Raw genomic sequence first — 15,284 nt, 5'->3', positions numbered from 1 at the left:
CCGGGTTGCAACTTCATATCTAAGCCCAAAGCCTCAAGCACACCGCGACCGATCTGGATATTATCATCCGCGGGATTATAGCCAAATAACGAAAAATGAGCGGGGCCGCTTCCCGGAGTTATACCGTAAGAAACCGGCATAATACGCCCGCACACGGATTCTTTGGCCAACGCGTGTAAATTCGGAATATTGGCACGCTCTAACTCTGTTTTGGGATTTTGCTTTGTACGAATCCCCCCCAGTCCATCCATGACTAACAGAACGATTTTAGAATCTGTTTTTTGAACAAGCTTCGTTACCAAATCGGCATGTGTCATAACCTACCCTCATCAAAATGAACGATATTATTTTCAATAATTGACCTTTAAATATAACAACATTACCTGATTATTCAAATGTTCATTGTCAGGAACCAAACCCTGAAAGATGAGTAAAAACCATAACCGCGAGAAAACGGGAATAATATAAAAAAAATATTGTTTTTAATACGATCATTGGTTACTATTGCGCGCTTAAGAAGCATATATATAACAATTTAACATAAGGACAGCCATGAAACCTGGTATTCACCCCACGTATCCCGTGTCAAACGTTACCTGCTCTTGCGGTAATAGTTTTAAGACCCGTTCAACCGTCGGCGATATTCGCGTCGAAATCTGCTCCAACTGCCATCCTTTTTTCACAGGGCAAACCAAGCTGATTGACACCGCCGGTCGTGTTGAAAAATTCAATAAAAAATTTGCCAAGTATCAGGATACTCAGAAAAAAGCTTAGATTAGATTACGTCCGACAAAGGGCTGTCTCAAAAGAATTTTACCGAAGACGAAACGTCGAATTTGTTTTTTGTAAAAACACAGATTGCGTTTCTTATATGGAATAAAATCTTTTGGGAAAGCCCTTTTTATTTACCATAAATGAGTAACAATCCCATAACACCTAAAACGATTACCGTTGGCGGTCAGGCCGTCATCGAAGGCGTAATGATGCGTTCGGCTGATGCTGTCGCTACAGCCGTAAGGAAACCTAACGGACAAATCGTCATACGACGCGAGCCCTTTACATCTTTGCTGCATCGCTATCGTTTTCTCAATATTCCCATCTTGCGCGGCAGTATTGCTATTATTGAAATGCTTATTATCGGCACTTCGGCTTTACAGTATTCAGCAGATGTATCCATGAGCAATGACGAAGAAGGCGCCACACCCAAAAAATCTTCCCGACTGGAATTGTTTTTGACCACTGCTTTTGCTTTAGGCATCGGAGTTCTGGTATTTTTTGCAGGCCCTATCTCCTTGACCAATTATTTTATTGGTGCCGATCAAAATGCATGGTCTTTTAATCTTGTAGCAGGAACGTTACGTGCCGCCATGTTTATAACCTATGTCTGGGCGATCAGTCAGATGAAAGATATTTTTCGGCTTTTCCAGTACCATGGCGCCGAGCATGTCTCTATCTACGCCTTTGAAAATAAGGACGCATTGATTCCGGAAAATGGATTAAAATACGATACACCCCACCCCCGTTGCGGGACCAGTTTTTTAATGTTTGTTATGATCGCATCCATCTTGTCCTTTGCTATCATTGATAGTTTATATATCGCCTATATCGGTCCCTTGGGGCTGTGGAATCGTCTTGCTTTACATTTGCCCTGTGTACCGATCGTTGCGGGTTTATCATACGAATTGATCAAACTTTCCGGTAAATATTATCATCTGAGTTGGGCACGGATTTTTATGATGCCCGGATTATGGCTCCAGCGCATCACAACAAAAAAACCAGATATCACACACATCGAAGTGGCTATGGCGGCTCTGCAATCGGCGCTGGGCGAAGAAGCCGTACGCGCGTATAACGCAGGTCAGGTCACTGGCGCCATGAGCGTACACGAATAACATAGAAAAAAATGATCGATCAACTCGAAAAAGCATCCATTCGTTTTAACGAAATCAACGGACTTTTATCACGGCCGGAAACGGTAAGTAACAATAATCTGTTTCGATCGCTCAGCAAAGAACGCAGCGCGCTCGAACCTATTGTGGAAAAATTTGAAGCCTATAAAAAAGTGAACAGTGATATTCTCGGCAACAAGGATATACTTCACAACTCCGATGATGCCGATTTGCGCGATATGGCTCGTGCTGAGATGAATGATCTGGAAGCCAAAAAACAATTGCTCGAATCGGAACTAAAGTATCTCCTGATTCCCAAAGACCCGCATGACGACGGAGACGCTATTCTCGAAATACGTGCGGGAACCGGCGGCGACGAAGCCGGTATTTTTGCAGGCGATCTCTATGCGATGTATCAGTATTACGTTGAAAAAAAAGGTTGGGCACTCACATTGGTTGATTTTACCGAAGCCAATCAAGGCGGATTTAAAGAAATCATTTTTGAAGTAAACGGTACTGGTGCTTATGGTAAACTTAAATTTGAAAGCGGCGTTCATCGCGTGCAACGTGTACCCAAAACTGAAACGCAAGGTCGCGTACACACTTCTGCCGCAACAGTAGCAGTTCTCCCCGTTCTCGAGGAGGACGACTCTGAAGTCGTCATTAACCCCAATGATTTACGCGTTGATATCTATCGCTCCGGCGGCAAGGGAGGCCAGAATGTTAATAAGGTTGAAACCGCCGTGCGTCTTACACACTTGCCTACCGGTATCGTCGTCCAATGTCAGGATGAACGTTCACAATTGAAAAACCGCGAGAAAGCAATGAAAGTGCTCAAATCGCGTCTATATGATCTCCGTAAACGTGAACACGACGCTAAGATCGCATCTCAGCGCAAATCTATGGTCGGCTCCGGCGATCGCAGCGAAAAAATAAGAACGTATAATTTCCCTCAGAATCGCTTAACGGATCATCGTATCGGACTTACGATATATGATTTGGAAGGTGTTATGGGAGGCAAAATAGACGATATCGTAGAGAAATTACAATTAGCTGAAAACGAAGAACTGCTTAAAGCCGGATAATCCTTGCAGGTGCGGTGCGTATGAATAAACGTTATCACTTCATTGATCTTTTTCGCGGATGGGCTGTCCTTGTAATGATAGAGACCCATGTTTTTAATGCATGGATGGATAAAAGCCTGCGTTCTTCAGAATGGTTTTCCTACCTGAATTTTATTAACGGTTTTGTTGCGCCATCATTTCTTTTTGTTGCCGGTGTTTCCTTTGTCATGGTTGCTTGGAATAATTGGCATTCCTTTACCTCATTTAATCCCGGCTATCGGAAGCAACTGCGTCGTTTTTTCGTAATAATGCTGATCGGTTTCGCTCTCCATCTACCGCGATTGGACTGGAGCCAGGGATGGCCGAATATTGTTACGGAAGACCTTGTCAGCTTTTATCAGATTGATGTATTGCAAACTATCGCCATCAGCCTGATTCTTTTACAGCTATTGATGCTGTGGACTCGCGGCATAACCGTATTTTTTATTGTTCTTTTTATTATCACATGGTCGGCTCTTCTTATTACGCCGTTCCTTTGGCAAAAGGATTTTAGTTCATCAGTACATCCCCTAATAGCCAATTTACTAAATGGAAAAAACAATCCTTTATTTCCACTTTTTCCGTGGTGTGTTTTCCTTTGGTCCGGCGGCTTGGTCGGCGGTCTTTTTATGCGCTATAGCACTTCTGATAAGGAACATAAAATAGTATCGGCGATTGCACTGATCGGGGTATCTTTGTTTGCCATCGGTTATATTTCGGATATTTCATCCATTCGTTTTTTTGAATATGAAAGTTTTTGGTTGACCAGTCCGAATTGGGTATTGATGCGTTTGGGTATATTACTTATTCTTTTTTCGTTCTTCTGGTTACTCGATTACAAAAACTGGCACACATCACCACAGGTATTACTTTTCGGGCGACAATCTCTTTTTGCATATATTTCACACCTTGTACTTATCTACTCGATAACGGGCGAAAAAGCATCCATCAGCATATTTGATCAGAATTTGCCGCCTTGGTTAACACTTATTTTGTGGATTGTCGTTTGTGCGGCCGTCTATGCGCTGACGCATTTGTGGGTACAACTCAAACCCGGTCTTACGGCACGATTTAAACCGTCCGGCAAAAAATAGTTTATACTTGTTTATAATGGCGGCTTATTTTAGTTTACCGATGTTTCAAAAAAAATTGAAACTTTAATTATGATAAACACTATATCCAAAGGCAGATATTAATGAAACGTATAAATACCGTATATGATCACTCCCTGATAAAGTCCATGCTGCGCGCCTCCGGTTTGGACGCCATTTATCAAAAAGTGATGGATCATGAACGGCTCTCTTTTGAAGACGGCGTCCAATTGTTTGAAACGCGTGATCTGACCAGCGTAGGTTACATGGCCAATATTGTCCGGGAAAGAATGCACGGCGACCGATCATTTTTTGTACGCAACCGTCAGCTTAACCCCACCAACGTATGTGAATATTCGTGCATGTTTTGTTCGTTTTACCGGCGTGAAGGCGAAGAAGGCGGCTATACCATGACGATGGAACAAATCGCGCAACGTGTTAAAGACGGATTAAAGCAAGGCATCCAAGAGATCCATATCACTTCCGGCTTACATCCGGAACTCCCCTTTTCATATTATACCGATATGCTTAGTACGATCAAATCGGTTGCGCCGCATATTCACATCAAAGGTTTTACAGCCGTCGAAATCGAATACTACGCCAACCACTATAACATGTCCATGCGTGCTGTGCTGGAGGCTTTGATGAAAGCCGGCCTCGAAGCCATGCCCGGCGGTGGCGCTGAAATTTTTGCTCAGCGTGTCCGCGAAAAAATATGTGATGAAAAAGCTACGGCGGAGGGTTGGTTTAAAGTACACGGTATGGCACATGAACTGGGTTTGATGACTAATGCGACGATGCTTTATGGTCATATCGAACGTTATGATGAACGTATTGACCACTTAATTCGTTTACGTGAGCTTCAGGATATTTCATTGGCAAAAAAAACAAAAGGATCATTTAGTACATTTATTCCACTCAAATACCAGCATGAAAACAACCGATTAAAGAAATTACCGCAGGTTAGTGCTTTCGAAGATTTGAAAGTCGTAGCGGTATCGCGCCTGATGCTGGATAATTTTCCAAATATCAAAGCTTATTGGGTAGTTATTGGTAAAAATATGGCACAGACGGCGCTCAGCTATGGTGCAAATGAAATCGAAGGAACAATCCTCGAAGAAACGATCATGAGTATGGCTGGAACGGACAGTGCATCGGGAATGACCACGTCGGAATTGATCAAACTCATATCCGATGCGGGCCGCCAACCCATCGAGCGCGATGCGTTATATAATGTGATAAAAGAATTTTCGGCTGAAGATATAGCGCATGCACACCGCAATCCGGTCATGATACCTGTGCTCAATTGATTTCCAAAGACTTTGGCACACGCTCGGCTACCTTAATTTACTTTTAGTGTCCCATGAGAATACTCATCGTTTCTGCGACGGAAGCCGAAATCAAGCCCCTATTGGTTCATTATAAGGCCGTTCATCCCGATAAACTTGGTTTGTGGCGCTCACCTACTTCACACTCCCATACAATTGACTTTCTAGTTACCGGTATTGGTATGATCAATACGGCGTATAGTCTCGGTAAACAATTACAAATATCATCGTATGATTGGGCCATAAATCTCGGAATAGCCGGTACGTATAGTGAAGGACATGCTTTGGCCTCTATTGTACGTGTAGATACGGATATACTCGCAGAAATGGGCGCTACGACGGCGGATGGGCAATTTGAAAATCTACAGCGCATGGGATTTCCCTTACATTCTTACGACAACAAGGCGATTTACAACGAAATCGAAAATCCCAACGATCTGCAAAATTGGAGCCGATTGGCGCAAACACCCAAAGTAAGAGGAATCACGGTCAATACCGTTACCGGTAATACAGAACGCATTCTGTGGAATCGCAATAATTTTACTCCGGATATCGAAAGCATGGAAGGCGGCGCCTTTGCACTGGCTTGTTTACGGGCGGGGCAACCTTATGTACAATATCGGTCGCTTTCCAATTTTGTCGAGCCTCGCGACCGAAGTCGCTGGAAAATCAACGAAGCTGTTGCGGCGTTGAGCACCTTTACTATCCAACTTTTGGAGAAAATCTGAAAATGAAGTTTACGCTGGGTTATTCTACCTGCCCCAATGATACGTTCATTTTTGATGCCCTGGTTCATAAAAAAATCGACACCGAAGGAATCGAATTCGAACCTTTTCTTGCAGATGTCGAAGAACTCAATCAGAAAGCCTTCCGCTGCGAATTAGACATTACGAAATTAAGTTATCATGCCTTTTTATATTTGTTAAAAGATTACGCCTTATTGCCATCCGGAAGCGCATTGGGACACCGCTGCGGCCCTTTATTTATTTCGGCACGCCCTATTAATGTCCATAGTATTGCCGGTGATAAAATATTGATCCCCGGAAAATTGACTACAGCCAATTTTTTACTGCAGTTTTTTTTGGGAAAAACCGTTCAGGCACAACCTGTTCTTTTTTCAGATATAGAAAAAAACCTATTAAACGGTTCGGCCGAAGCGGGAGTGATTATTCACGAAGGGCGTTTTACATATCAGGCCAAAGGCCTTCATTTGATCCAAGATTTGGGTGACTATTGGGAAACAAAAACAGGCATGCCTATTCCGCTGGGCGCCATAACCATCAGAAAAACGTTTGGGCCAGAAATCCAGTCAGTGATTGGACGCATTATTCGACGCAGCGTGGAATATGCTTTTTCCCATCCCACGTCGAGTAAATCTTACGTCAAACATCACGCTCAAGAGCTTGACGACACGGTTATCGCGGAACACATTAAACTCTACGTCAACGATTATACCCTTGATCTGGGAACTAAAGGTTACGCGGCGGTAGATTTCTTAAAAAAAGAAGCGCTTCGTATCGGCATTCTCCCCTCATCTTGACATTCGCCTGTTGAATATCTATATTGCTGGCCAACAAAAGGAAAAAATATGTCTGCTAATCTCAAAAAAACAAATTCATCTAAGCTTCAACAGGCCAAAAAATCTCCTGTTAAAAAAGCTACCTTACCTTTTACCGCTGAAAATTATTATATATTTTTTGCCGGTATTATTACGATCATCATCGGTTATGTTTGCCTTGCAACACCGCCGGTTTACGGTACAATTTCGATGACCATAGCACCCATTTTGCTTGTTTTAGGCTATTTGGTGATAATCCCCGTCGCTATTTTGTATCGCAAAAAAGAAGAAGTTCAATCCATCGAATCAACGGAAGGAATATAACATGCGTTTGACTATCTTAACATTAGCGGCCCTCTTGATTTCTTCTTGCGGAAAAGAGGAAAAATTAGATAAAGCCGTAGTAAAAGTTAATTCCGCGATCTGCGGCGAATGCTCGGGTACCATTACAAAAGCCGTGATGGCCGTTAATGGTGTCAAAAAAGTTGAGGTGGACACGGACACTAAAATCGCCACCATCTCTTATGTTCCCGGTTCCGTCAAAATCGGTGATATCGAATCCGCAATCGTCAAATCCGGATATGACGCCAATGATCAAAAAGCCGATCCGGCAGCCTATGAACAATTGCCTGACTGCTGTAAGAAAAAATAATACTTTTTAACGCGATTTAGGGAGCGTTTCCAAAAGGTTCTCTTTTACGGTAAAAACCTTCGCAGAATCCGTTCGTTCATAATGACAACGGATCATGCGAAAGGTAATAAGTAAGCACCTTATGGAATAGCTCCCTTTTTTTATTAAGCATGAAATCATTCGTAAAATACTTTTTTGAAACGAACGCATCGGAAGTTACAGAGTCCAAAAAAGGACTTCACATTTCGCTTTCAAAGCCTCTGCTGGAGGTTTTTGGAAAAGAAAAATTAGACCTGGTTTTTGATACAAAGGATCTGGATGAATCGGCTGACCTGGTTACCCACGGCAGTTATGTACTTAATACGATATACGAGTTTTTACAAGAAACCGGAACGAAAGCCGTAAGTCGTCTTAAAGAAAAGCATGAAATTTCCCGCGAAAGTATCGCTCGCCAAATACACATCCAAAATGCGCGCATAAGCCACGTCAAAACTAAAAAACAAAAAGTAGCCGATATACTTTTTAATTTTCGAATCGGTTACCTGTCCGACGAAAAATCAGAAGATATCTTCACATTGGGAATTGATCATCGAGGGCATGTTTTCGATGCACGAAGTTACTATACCGACGAAGTGATAAAACATGATCTCGAAACTCTATCCAACAAAAGCGGGATTGAAATTTCTCAAAAAGATATCGAAGTCGCTTTTCGCACCTGCCTCAAAGAGGTTTCAACCCGCGCACAAGAACACGGTCAAGGTTTACAAAAAGAGATACTAAAACGCCTGCATCGCAACGTCACGCGCATCAAAGGTTATTATACAGCCCAAATTGATGAAATGCATCGCAGTCAAACCAGTTATGAAGAAAAGCGTCTCACAATTGAACGAGAATATCAGCACAAACTTAAGGAAGAAATTGAAAACCATAAGTTGCGTATCGTTCTAAAGTTACTCAGCTATCATATTATCGAAAGAACTGAAATAGAAGTCACGACAACGGTCGAACACAACAAAACCGGCCACAAAGCTGAGGTGCCGCTTTTGTATGATAGCTACCACGGATTATTGGATTACGGTCACTGCCCTTCTTGCAAATTGCCGATACAAAATATGACTCTTTTGGCTGATGGGAAAATAGGTTGCTCGCGGTGTGTTTTTGTTTGCTCGGGCTGCAAAGATGAATTTCCCGATAAAGAGCATGCCCATCACTGTACGGTTTGTAATACAGAGCTCTGTACCAATTGCAATACGCATTGCCATGATTGCGGCCATACTGTTTGCGAAACGCATAGTACTGTTTGTTTTGCCGATAAAGAGATTGTGTGTGATCAATGTGTCAAATCATGCAGCGATTGCGGACGTACGATGTGCAGTGATCATACTTTTTTATGTCACGCTACAAAGGTACCGATTTGTCACGAACACCGGGTGATATGCCCCAAATGCAGGAAGATTTACGCCAGAGGGTTTATTGACAAACAGAAAAAAAATGATCGAAAATGCCCCGAGTGTTTAACCACCTTGTAAAATAAAAAACCCGTTGATATGCTCAACGGGTTTTTTTAATAAACTTTTATACCGTATTATTTCAAACGGAAAGTAAAAGGATAGGTAATCCATACTTTTACCGGGCGATTACCGTTAATTGCCGGTTTAAATTTCATAGACATCAAAGCGTTAACCGCCGATTCTTTGAACATTTCGTCACCCTGCAATACAACGCATTTTGTAACCGTACCGGATTCGTCGATCAGCGCCTTCACGATCACTTTACCTTCGAGACCGGCCTTTTTAGCCAATTCCGGATAAACCGGCTGTACTTTAGCCACGATCACCGGTTGTTGTTCGACGGGTACAAATTCATCCATACCCGGTTCACCTCCACCGATATCGCCGATCGTTCCGGAGATATCCACCTTCACTTCACCGCCGTCGCTTCCGAAACTGGTCGGTGCAGCGATATCTGTTTTGATTTCTTCTTGTGTCTGTATGGTCATATCCGGCTTGGCTTCGGCATCAGGCACCACAATAGGTATACCGGCCACCGGTTTGATCACTTCCTGTACTTCGACTTTTACTTTCGGCGCGGCCGTTTGTTCTTGCAGCGGCGGAGCCGATTGTAATTCGTTGATATCCGTAATACGGACCATACGGATTTGTTCTTCTTTAAAGACTACCGTACTGATGTAGTACGTCATGATACCGGCTATATGCAATGTAATACCGATAATCAAACCTGTGCTGACATTTTTCTGATATACCTTTTTGAGAACAAATGAACCGTAGTTCTCCCGGCCGTAGCCTTCGATGACTTCGATGTTGGTCATTGGGCTTTCGCAACCTCCTTCTGGTCTTGCTCGCTAAAGGGAGCAAACGCAAATCGCGGTGAGAGACGATTTGCTTCGGTTAGGTTATTCTTTTGATTCAGGTCAAACATGGCAAGATTGAGTTCGTCCACGATATTGACCATGTGTTCGTATTTGGCTCTCTTATCAATCTTAATTAGTATGATCAGTTTAAACTTATCTTTCATCGTATCGCCTTTTCCATTAGCGATATTCTTCTCACTACGATCAATGATGATCGGACGTAATTCCTTCAAAGTCGTTTTTTGCGGCTTTTCATTACCCTGGTTCCAAAAAATGTTATTATCCAAGTCGATCCGAATCTGCATAATATTTGATTCAGCGATCTTAACATTACTTTCAGGTTTATCTTCAGGGATGCTGATTTCCATAGTCTGCGGCAGACGGAATGCCGTCGTAAGCATGAAAAATGTCAGCAGAAGGAACGCCACGTCCACCATCGGCGTCATATCCAAACGCACACCGGTGCGGGCTTTCTTTTTCTTCTTGCCCTTGCCGTGGGATCGGGGTTGTGCACCACCTACTTCAGCCATGTTAGTACTCCGCTAAAATTATTTCTCAAGATTGGTGATAAAGTTCACCGTCGTGATCTTGGATTTTTGTAAAATGTCAATGATTTCGCTTACGACACCGTAATCGGCATCTTTGTCCGCTTTGAGCACCACACGCATAGCGCCGGAAGCGCCACGGATAGCCAGATTTTCTAAACGCGCTTTGGTAATAAGGTTCTGGAGTTCGTCCAGTTTAACCGCTTTACCTGCACTTTGTGCATAATCTGCACCGAAAATCTTTCCGCGTACGACCTGTGCATCCACATCCATCCAAATGCGCGTGCCGGTATTTTCTTCGTTTTGTGTGCCCTTTTTGAGAATAATGGGATCTTTGGCGACCGATATGGTGATCACATTCGCTGAAGGCAACTTCAACTGTGAGTGTGAATCCGGAACGGTAACCGAAATTTCCTCCGGCGGACGAAAGGTCGTCGTAAGCATGAAGAACGTCAGCAGAAGAAACGCGACGTCCACCATGGGCGTCATGTCAAGCTTTACGCCGACACGATGTTTTTTATGTTTTGCCATAGTAAGTTACCACGCCTTCAAATTAGTTCTTATCGTCACCGTGTGTTGTGGTCAGAATTTCAACTACATTGTAGCTGGCTTCGTCAATCAGGTAAGTATAGGTATCCACTTTATTGACAAAATAATTATATGCTATGATCGCAACGATGGCGGCACCGAGACCACCGGCCGTATTGATAAGCGCTTCGGAGATACCGAGCGAGAGGGATACGGCATCCGGAGCACCGGATTGAGCAAGCGCTTTGAATGCGCGGATCATACCGAGGGTCGTACCGAGCAAGCCCACCATGGTTGCGATTGACGCGATCGTCGACAGCGCGATCAGGTTACGTTCGAGCAACGGTACTTCTAAAGCCGTGGCTTCTTCGATAGCACGTTTAGTTTCAGCAACGCGTTTTTCCATGTTCATACCCATTTTCGAACTGCGTTGAAACGCTTCCAAACCCATTTTAATAATGTTTGCGCAGGAACCTTTTTGATGATCGCAAACCTCAATCGAAGTTTCCACGTTGCCGTCCATCAGGCTTTTCTGAATTTTCTTGAGGAAGAAAGGAAGGCTATCTTTACCGTTGGCTTTACGCAACGAAAAAATACGTTCAAAAATAAATGTCACCACCATGATGGAGAGAACCATCAAAATAACTACGAGGGGACCGCCCGCGTAAATATAGTGAAGGCCATATTTGTCACCTTCGGCACCGAAAATGAACTCGAATACCAAATAGGACACGACAAATGCCGTGGTGATCAAAATAGACATGAATACTGACTGCTTCATAAGGAAGGTCCTCCTGAAAAATAGGATTTATTTAATGTATGACTAAGATTTGCCTTAAACAGGTTCGGGAAAGATACGAGTCTAACCCGAAGCATACAAGTTATTTTTATGTTACTTAAAACTCGCAAGCGCTTCGGCTTCGGTATCAAACACTTCAAACACCAATGATAGTTTGGTGATAACGAGTATATTATCAATATTTTTATTAACGCCGGATAATTTCAATTTTCCACCGCGGTCAATAAATTTTTTATGAGCGGATACCAAAAGCCCTAAAGCCGTACTATTCAGATAAATCGTTTCGGATAATTCGATTACACACTTGGTAATACCTTCCGTTACAACGCGTTCGATTTCCTGTTTTAGTTCGTCCGTCTCGGAACCTCCGGTCAGACGGCCTTTGGGGGCGATCACCACCACGCCGGACGGATCAGTTTTGACTTTCATCGCAATCTCCTTTTATAATAATTCAGCTTTTCAATAGTTCCAATCAACACAATACTTGGGCGTTAAAAATTAGCGCGCTCCGGCAAGTTGTGTTACATACGTTTTAGCTTGCTTGGAAAAATTACCTGTCGGATCTACTTCTAAATATTTTTTGAATGCTTCACGTGCATCCGGTTTTTTCTTGGCGTTGAGGTAACACAAACCTAAGAAATAATGCGACATTTTATAGGAACCTTTTTCATCAAGTTGGCCGACCTTTTTAAACGCCTTGATCGCAGGTTCCGTATCGTTTTTAAATTTATTGAATAACAAAATTCCTAGTTTGAGTTGTGCCGTTACACTGTTGCTGTCCATTTCGACGGCTTTTTCGTAAGCTGCACGGGCTTTAGCAGGCTGATCTACCGATTCGTTGTACTGTGCAAAGTTAAGATAATTATTCAATGTGGGGCGGATCGCTAATGATTTCTCAATCGGCGCCAATGCGGCCAAGCTGTCGGCTTTGGTCGTTGCCGCATTATAACGCGATACGCCTGATAAGAATAGGCTGTTGGCAATTTTGGGCTCGCTCGCAGTTTTGCTTTGCGCAGAAATATCAAACCATGATGCGGCCGTCGCATAATTTTTTTCGCCGTAAAAACTATATCCGATTTCAAACGCGATCGAATCGCTGGCCGGATTAAGTTCGATTGACTTTTTGATCGCAGGCGTCATCGCATCGTAGTTTTTATCCTTGAGATAATTCACGCCGAGGCCACGGTAGGATTCCGATAAAAGAGCAGTCGTTTCTTCCTTAACTCGAGCCGAATCATCCAGCTTCATAGCTGATTCAAAATTAGTAACAGCATTTTGCCAGCTACGGAGCGCATGCCAGCTTTTACCTGTATAATAGTACCCTGCATAATCATTGGGTGCTATACCGATATAGCGCTGGAGAAAACCGATAGCCCGGCCGTATTGATTGACATCGGATTTTCCGGCGGCGTTATATATGATACCGATACGCAAAAGCGCTTCAGCATTGGTCGTGTCCATACGCACAACATCGAGATATTCTTTGAGTGCTTCATTGTACTGCGTTTCACGAAAATACAGCTTAGCCAGTTTGAGTTTCGTGTTTACTGCGTTAGGATTAACGCCTAGCGCTTTATTATAATATTGTATAGCCAGTGAATTGACGCGTTGCTTAGCATACGCATCACCTAATAACGTCAGTACCAAATTATCATTGGGTTTTTCTACTTCGAGCTTTGCCAACTCCGTGCTGGCATCTTTATAATTTTCAAGACCGAGGTATATTTCGCACAGATTAAGCTTGAGGCCAATATCTTTTTTGGACTCTTTAAGCAGAAATTGGCACTCCTCCATCGCGCTTTTGAAGTTTTCTTTCTTAATATAAAGATTCATCAAAAGCCGACGGTTATCTTTATATTTTGGCTTCATCGTCACGACAGCTTTGGCCTCTTCGATAGCCATATCTGTTTGACCGTTTTTATCTAATGCCATGGACAAAAGATAGCGCAATTCTGCGGTTTTAGGGAATTCATTTACTTTTTGAAGCAGGTATTCAACGGCTTCTTTGTTTTCGCCTTTATTGATAAGCAGGAGCGCTTGTTTGATTTCGCCATTCTGTGCATATACGGAAACTTGCGCAGCAACGAACAAAAATGTAAGCGCCAATACGTTTTTCAAAACCATACGCATACTAAGGTACTTCCTCTTTGTTAAAATAAGATCGGATCTAACAATAAATTATAGACAAGATATAGATTCGTCAAAAACCGGATTGGGACCAAAAATGACGGAAAAATCTATGCGATTTTAGAAAAAAAACAAGCTTTTTTTACTCATGCTTAAGCCGGATGGGATTCATCCCCGGAACAAGGTTATTGGCTAAACATATTTTTTGCCCGTCATTACCTGTCAAAAAAGCCGTAAAACCGGCCGCCAACCCGATATACGGCTGACGATGAATAATATATAATACCCGTCGCAACGGATAATCGCCGCGATAAACATACCCTTGTATGGGCTCTACTGCTTTGTGAAAGTCTTCACCCGACACACGAATAATTTTTAATTTGCCGGAACGCGATTCCCAATCCGCGCTGGTTTTACCCACCCAAGCCGTACTCACATATCCTACGGCGCCCGGCGTTGATGCTACAAAATCCAAAATTTTGGGTACGACACTATTGGCCGAGTCGCCGGACAATACGACAGCATTAGGTGATAACGGATTTTTGTCGAGTACCATTTCGTGCAAAACTCTATAATTACCGGAGCGACGACCATCACTGACGATTTGAATTCGGTTAAGATGATACGGAAATCGCACCGAGTCTGTGATATCCGACCAGTACGTCGCATCTCCGGAAAAAAGTTCTCGCAGCGAAGCGAGACTCATTTCTTCGATGGGATTTTCCGCATTGACAATAATGGCTATACCATCGAGTGCAAACTTCTGCGAAAAAACCTTAATTTCGTGACGAATTAGAAAATCCGTTTCCGTCGAGTCCAATTCACGCGAACTAATGATACATTCCACTTCGTTATTGATCAGCTTGACGATCGCCGCCGAGGCCGGAGCTAGCTGCATATCAATTTTAGCTTGTGTGTACCGTTTTTCAAATTCATTTTTTTGAATCTGAATAACATTAGAAACAGCATCATCGCAGATCAAAGGTAAAGCACCTGTCGTAGGTGTTGATGCCCTTTCGTTACCTTTACAACCGGTCCAAAACAAACCGCATAATAAGACAACGACAAATTTGTGTATTTTATTCTTCATTTTCTTCTGAAATTTCATCAGTACGTTTGATGTTTTTTCTATAATCATAATGCACGAAGCGAAATACGCCATAAAATATAAGTATAAAGCCCATTACGTAATGATAACGATCATTGATATAATCCGGCATAACATTACCGATCATCACCCAAATACCGGTTGCGACAAAAAGCAAGGCTACGCCAAAACGAATTTTGCGATTAATGTCCCATTCCCCGATCATT

The 15,284-nt window shown here is 42.9% G+C and carries 19 protein-coding genes; 10 read left to right on the top strand and 9 right to left on the bottom strand.

Annotated elements, in window-relative coordinates:
- On the bottom strand, positions 1-317 hold a 317-nt coding region (locus tag HUU58_12980; protein NUN46584.1), incomplete at its 3' end, for a phosphoglycerate mutase.
- Positions 318-552: 235 nt separating this feature from the next.
- On the opposite strand from HUU58_12980, the gene rpmE reads away from it, so the two are divergent.
- The 10 genes from rpmE to HUU58_12930 all read left to right on the top strand — a co-directional run bounded on the left by rpmE (position 553) and on the right by HUU58_12930 (position 9,129).
- Positions 553-774, top strand: a complete 222-nt coding sequence (rpmE, locus tag HUU58_12975; protein ID NUN46583.1) for a 50S ribosomal protein L31 — start codon at positions 553-555, stop codon at positions 772-774.
- A 140-nt stretch (positions 775-914) separates the two neighbouring features.
- Positions 915-1,892 carry a DUF1385 domain-containing protein gene (locus tag HUU58_12970; protein ID NUN46582.1) on the top strand — a complete coding sequence of 326 codons (978 nt, stop codon included), beginning with the start codon at positions 915-917 and terminating at the stop codon, positions 1,890-1,892.
- Positions 1,893-1,903: 11 nt separating this feature from the next.
- Positions 1,904-2,974, top strand: coding sequence for a peptide chain release factor 1 (gene prfA / locus HUU58_12965; GenBank protein ID NUN46581.1), 1,071 nt, complete (start codon positions 1,904-1,906; stop codon positions 2,972-2,974).
- Positions 2,975-2,994: 20 nt separating this feature from the next.
- Positions 2,995-4,086, top strand: coding sequence for a DUF1624 domain-containing protein (locus tag HUU58_12960; GenBank protein NUN46580.1), 1,092 nt, complete (start codon positions 2,995-2,997; stop codon positions 4,084-4,086).
- Positions 4,087-4,232: 146 nt separating this feature from the next.
- Positions 4,233-5,393, top strand: coding sequence for an aminofutalosine synthase MqnE (gene mqnE / locus HUU58_12955; GenBank protein ID NUN46579.1), 1,161 nt, complete (start codon positions 4,233-4,235; stop codon positions 5,391-5,393).
- Between the two features lie 53 nt (positions 5,394-5,446).
- The gene (mqnB, locus tag HUU58_12950; GenBank protein ID NUN46578.1) at positions 5,447-6,139 is read left to right on the top strand and encodes a futalosine hydrolase; all 693 of its coding nucleotides are present in this window, start codon (positions 5,447-5,449) and stop codon (positions 6,137-6,139) included.
- Between the two features lie 2 nt (positions 6,140-6,141).
- Positions 6,142-6,951: a 1,4-dihydroxy-6-naphthoate synthase gene (locus HUU58_12945; protein ID NUN46577.1), complete on the top strand. Its 810-nt coding sequence runs from the start codon at positions 6,142-6,144 to the stop codon at positions 6,949-6,951.
- Positions 6,952-7,101: 150 nt separating this feature from the next.
- A complete protein-coding gene (locus tag HUU58_12940) occupies positions 7,102-7,293 on the top strand; it encodes a hypothetical protein (GenBank protein ID NUN46576.1) in 192 nt (63 codons plus the stop codon).
- A 1-nt stretch (position 7,294) separates the two neighbouring features.
- Positions 7,295-7,621, top strand: a complete 327-nt coding sequence (locus tag HUU58_12935) for a heavy-metal-associated domain-containing protein (protein NUN46575.1) — start codon at positions 7,295-7,297, stop codon at positions 7,619-7,621.
- Between the two features lie 149 nt (positions 7,622-7,770).
- Positions 7,771-9,129 carry a hypothetical protein gene (locus HUU58_12930; GenBank protein ID NUN46574.1) on the top strand — a complete coding sequence of 453 codons (1,359 nt, stop codon included), beginning with the start codon at positions 7,771-7,773 and terminating at the stop codon, positions 9,127-9,129.
- A gap of 56 nt (positions 9,130-9,185) precedes the next feature.
- Here the strand turns inward: HUU58_12930 and HUU58_12925 are convergent, their stop codons facing one another.
- The 8 genes from HUU58_12925 to HUU58_12890 form a co-directional block, all read right to left on the bottom strand.
- Entirely contained in the window at positions 9,186-9,929 is a 744-nt protein-coding gene (locus HUU58_12925; protein ID NUN46573.1) for an energy transducer TonB, read from the bottom strand.
- Entirely contained in the window at positions 9,926-10,501 is a 576-nt protein-coding gene (locus HUU58_12920; GenBank protein ID NUN46572.1) for a biopolymer transporter ExbD, read from the bottom strand. Before HUU58_12920 ends, HUU58_12925 begins: the two co-directional genes overlap by 4 nt.
- 18 nt (positions 10,502-10,519) lie before the next feature.
- Complete coding sequence (locus HUU58_12915) at positions 10,520-11,047, bottom strand: biopolymer transporter ExbD (GenBank protein NUN46571.1); 528 nt, start codon at positions 11,045-11,047, stop codon at positions 10,520-10,522.
- Positions 11,048-11,069: 22 nt separating this feature from the next.
- Positions 11,070-11,825 carry a MotA/TolQ/ExbB proton channel family protein gene (locus HUU58_12910; protein ID NUN46570.1) on the bottom strand — a complete coding sequence of 252 codons (756 nt, stop codon included), beginning with the start codon at positions 11,823-11,825 and terminating at the stop codon, positions 11,070-11,072.
- Positions 11,826-11,936: 111 nt separating this feature from the next.
- A complete protein-coding gene (locus HUU58_12905; protein ID NUN46569.1) occupies positions 11,937-12,272 on the bottom strand; it encodes an STAS domain-containing protein in 336 nt (111 codons plus the stop codon).
- Positions 12,273-12,341: 69 nt separating this feature from the next.
- Complete coding sequence (locus HUU58_12900) at positions 12,342-13,973, bottom strand: tetratricopeptide repeat protein (GenBank protein ID NUN46568.1); 1,632 nt, start codon at positions 13,971-13,973, stop codon at positions 12,342-12,344.
- Positions 13,974-14,112: 139 nt separating this feature from the next.
- Complete coding sequence (locus HUU58_12895) at positions 14,113-15,060, bottom strand: substrate-binding domain-containing protein (protein ID NUN46567.1); 948 nt, start codon at positions 15,058-15,060, stop codon at positions 14,113-14,115.
- Complete coding sequence (locus HUU58_12890; GenBank protein ID NUN46566.1) at positions 15,050-15,283, bottom strand: hypothetical protein; 234 nt, start codon at positions 15,281-15,283, stop codon at positions 15,050-15,052. The genes HUU58_12895 and HUU58_12890 overlap by 11 nt, the downstream gene beginning before the upstream one ends.
- Between the last annotated feature and the right edge of the window lies 1 nt (position 15,284).

This window comes from bacterium (genome assembly GCA_013360215.1).
Lineage (GTDB): Bacteria > CLD3 > CLD3 > SB21 > SB21 > JABWCP01.
Note: the sequence above shows the minus strand (reverse complement) of the source record. Positions and strands in the feature narration are given on the sequence as shown.

Bases quoted from the DNA above. Each gene is read 5' to 3' on its own strand.
- rpmE (NUN46583.1), top strand. From the start codon at position 553: ATGAAACCTGGTATTCACCCCACGTATCCCGTGTCAAACGTTACCTGC.
- prfA (NUN46581.1), top strand. From the start codon at position 1,904: ATGATCGATCAACTCGAAAAAGCATCCATTCGTTTTAACGAAATCAAC.
- HUU58_12915 (NUN46571.1), bottom strand. From the start codon at position 11,047: ATGGCAAAACATAAAAAACATCGTGTCGGCGTAAAGCTTGACATGACG.
- mqnE (NUN46579.1), top strand. From the start codon at position 4,233: ATGCTGCGCGCCTCCGGTTTGGACGCCATTTATCAAAAAGTGATGGAT.
- HUU58_12930 (NUN46574.1), top strand. From the start codon at position 7,771: ATGAAATCATTCGTAAAATACTTTTTTGAAACGAACGCATCGGAAGTT.
- HUU58_12900 (NUN46568.1), bottom strand. From the start codon at position 13,973: ATGCGTATGGTTTTGAAAAACGTATTGGCGCTTACATTTTTGTTCGTT.
- HUU58_12960 (NUN46580.1), top strand. From the start codon at position 2,995: ATGAATAAACGTTATCACTTCATTGATCTTTTTCGCGGATGGGCTGTC.
- HUU58_12970 (NUN46582.1), top strand. From the start codon at position 915: ATGAGTAACAATCCCATAACACCTAAAACGATTACCGTTGGCGGTCAG.
- HUU58_12945 (NUN46577.1), top strand. From the start codon at position 6,142: ATGAAGTTTACGCTGGGTTATTCTACCTGCCCCAATGATACGTTCATT.
- HUU58_12910 (NUN46570.1), bottom strand. From the start codon at position 11,825: ATGAAGCAGTCAGTATTCATGTCTATTTTGATCACCACGGCATTTGTC.
- mqnB (NUN46578.1), top strand. From the start codon at position 5,447: ATGAGAATACTCATCGTTTCTGCGACGGAAGCCGAAATCAAGCCCCTA.
- HUU58_12895 (NUN46567.1), bottom strand. From the start codon at position 15,060: ATGAAGAATAAAATACACAAATTTGTCGTTGTCTTATTATGCGGTTTG.
- HUU58_12935 (NUN46575.1), top strand. From the start codon at position 7,295: ATGCGTTTGACTATCTTAACATTAGCGGCCCTCTTGATTTCTTCTTGC.
- HUU58_12890 (NUN46566.1), bottom strand. From the start codon at position 15,283: ATGATCGGGGAATGGGACATTAATCGCAAAATTCGTTTTGGCGTAGCC.
- HUU58_12925 (NUN46573.1), bottom strand. From the start codon at position 9,929: ATGACCAACATCGAAGTCATCGAAGGCTACGGCCGGGAGAACTACGGT.
- HUU58_12920 (NUN46572.1), bottom strand. From the start codon at position 10,501: ATGGCTGAAGTAGGTGGTGCACAACCCCGATCCCACGGCAAGGGCAAG.
- HUU58_12905 (NUN46569.1), bottom strand. From the start codon at position 12,272: ATGAAAGTCAAAACTGATCCGTCCGGCGTGGTGGTGATCGCCCCCAAA.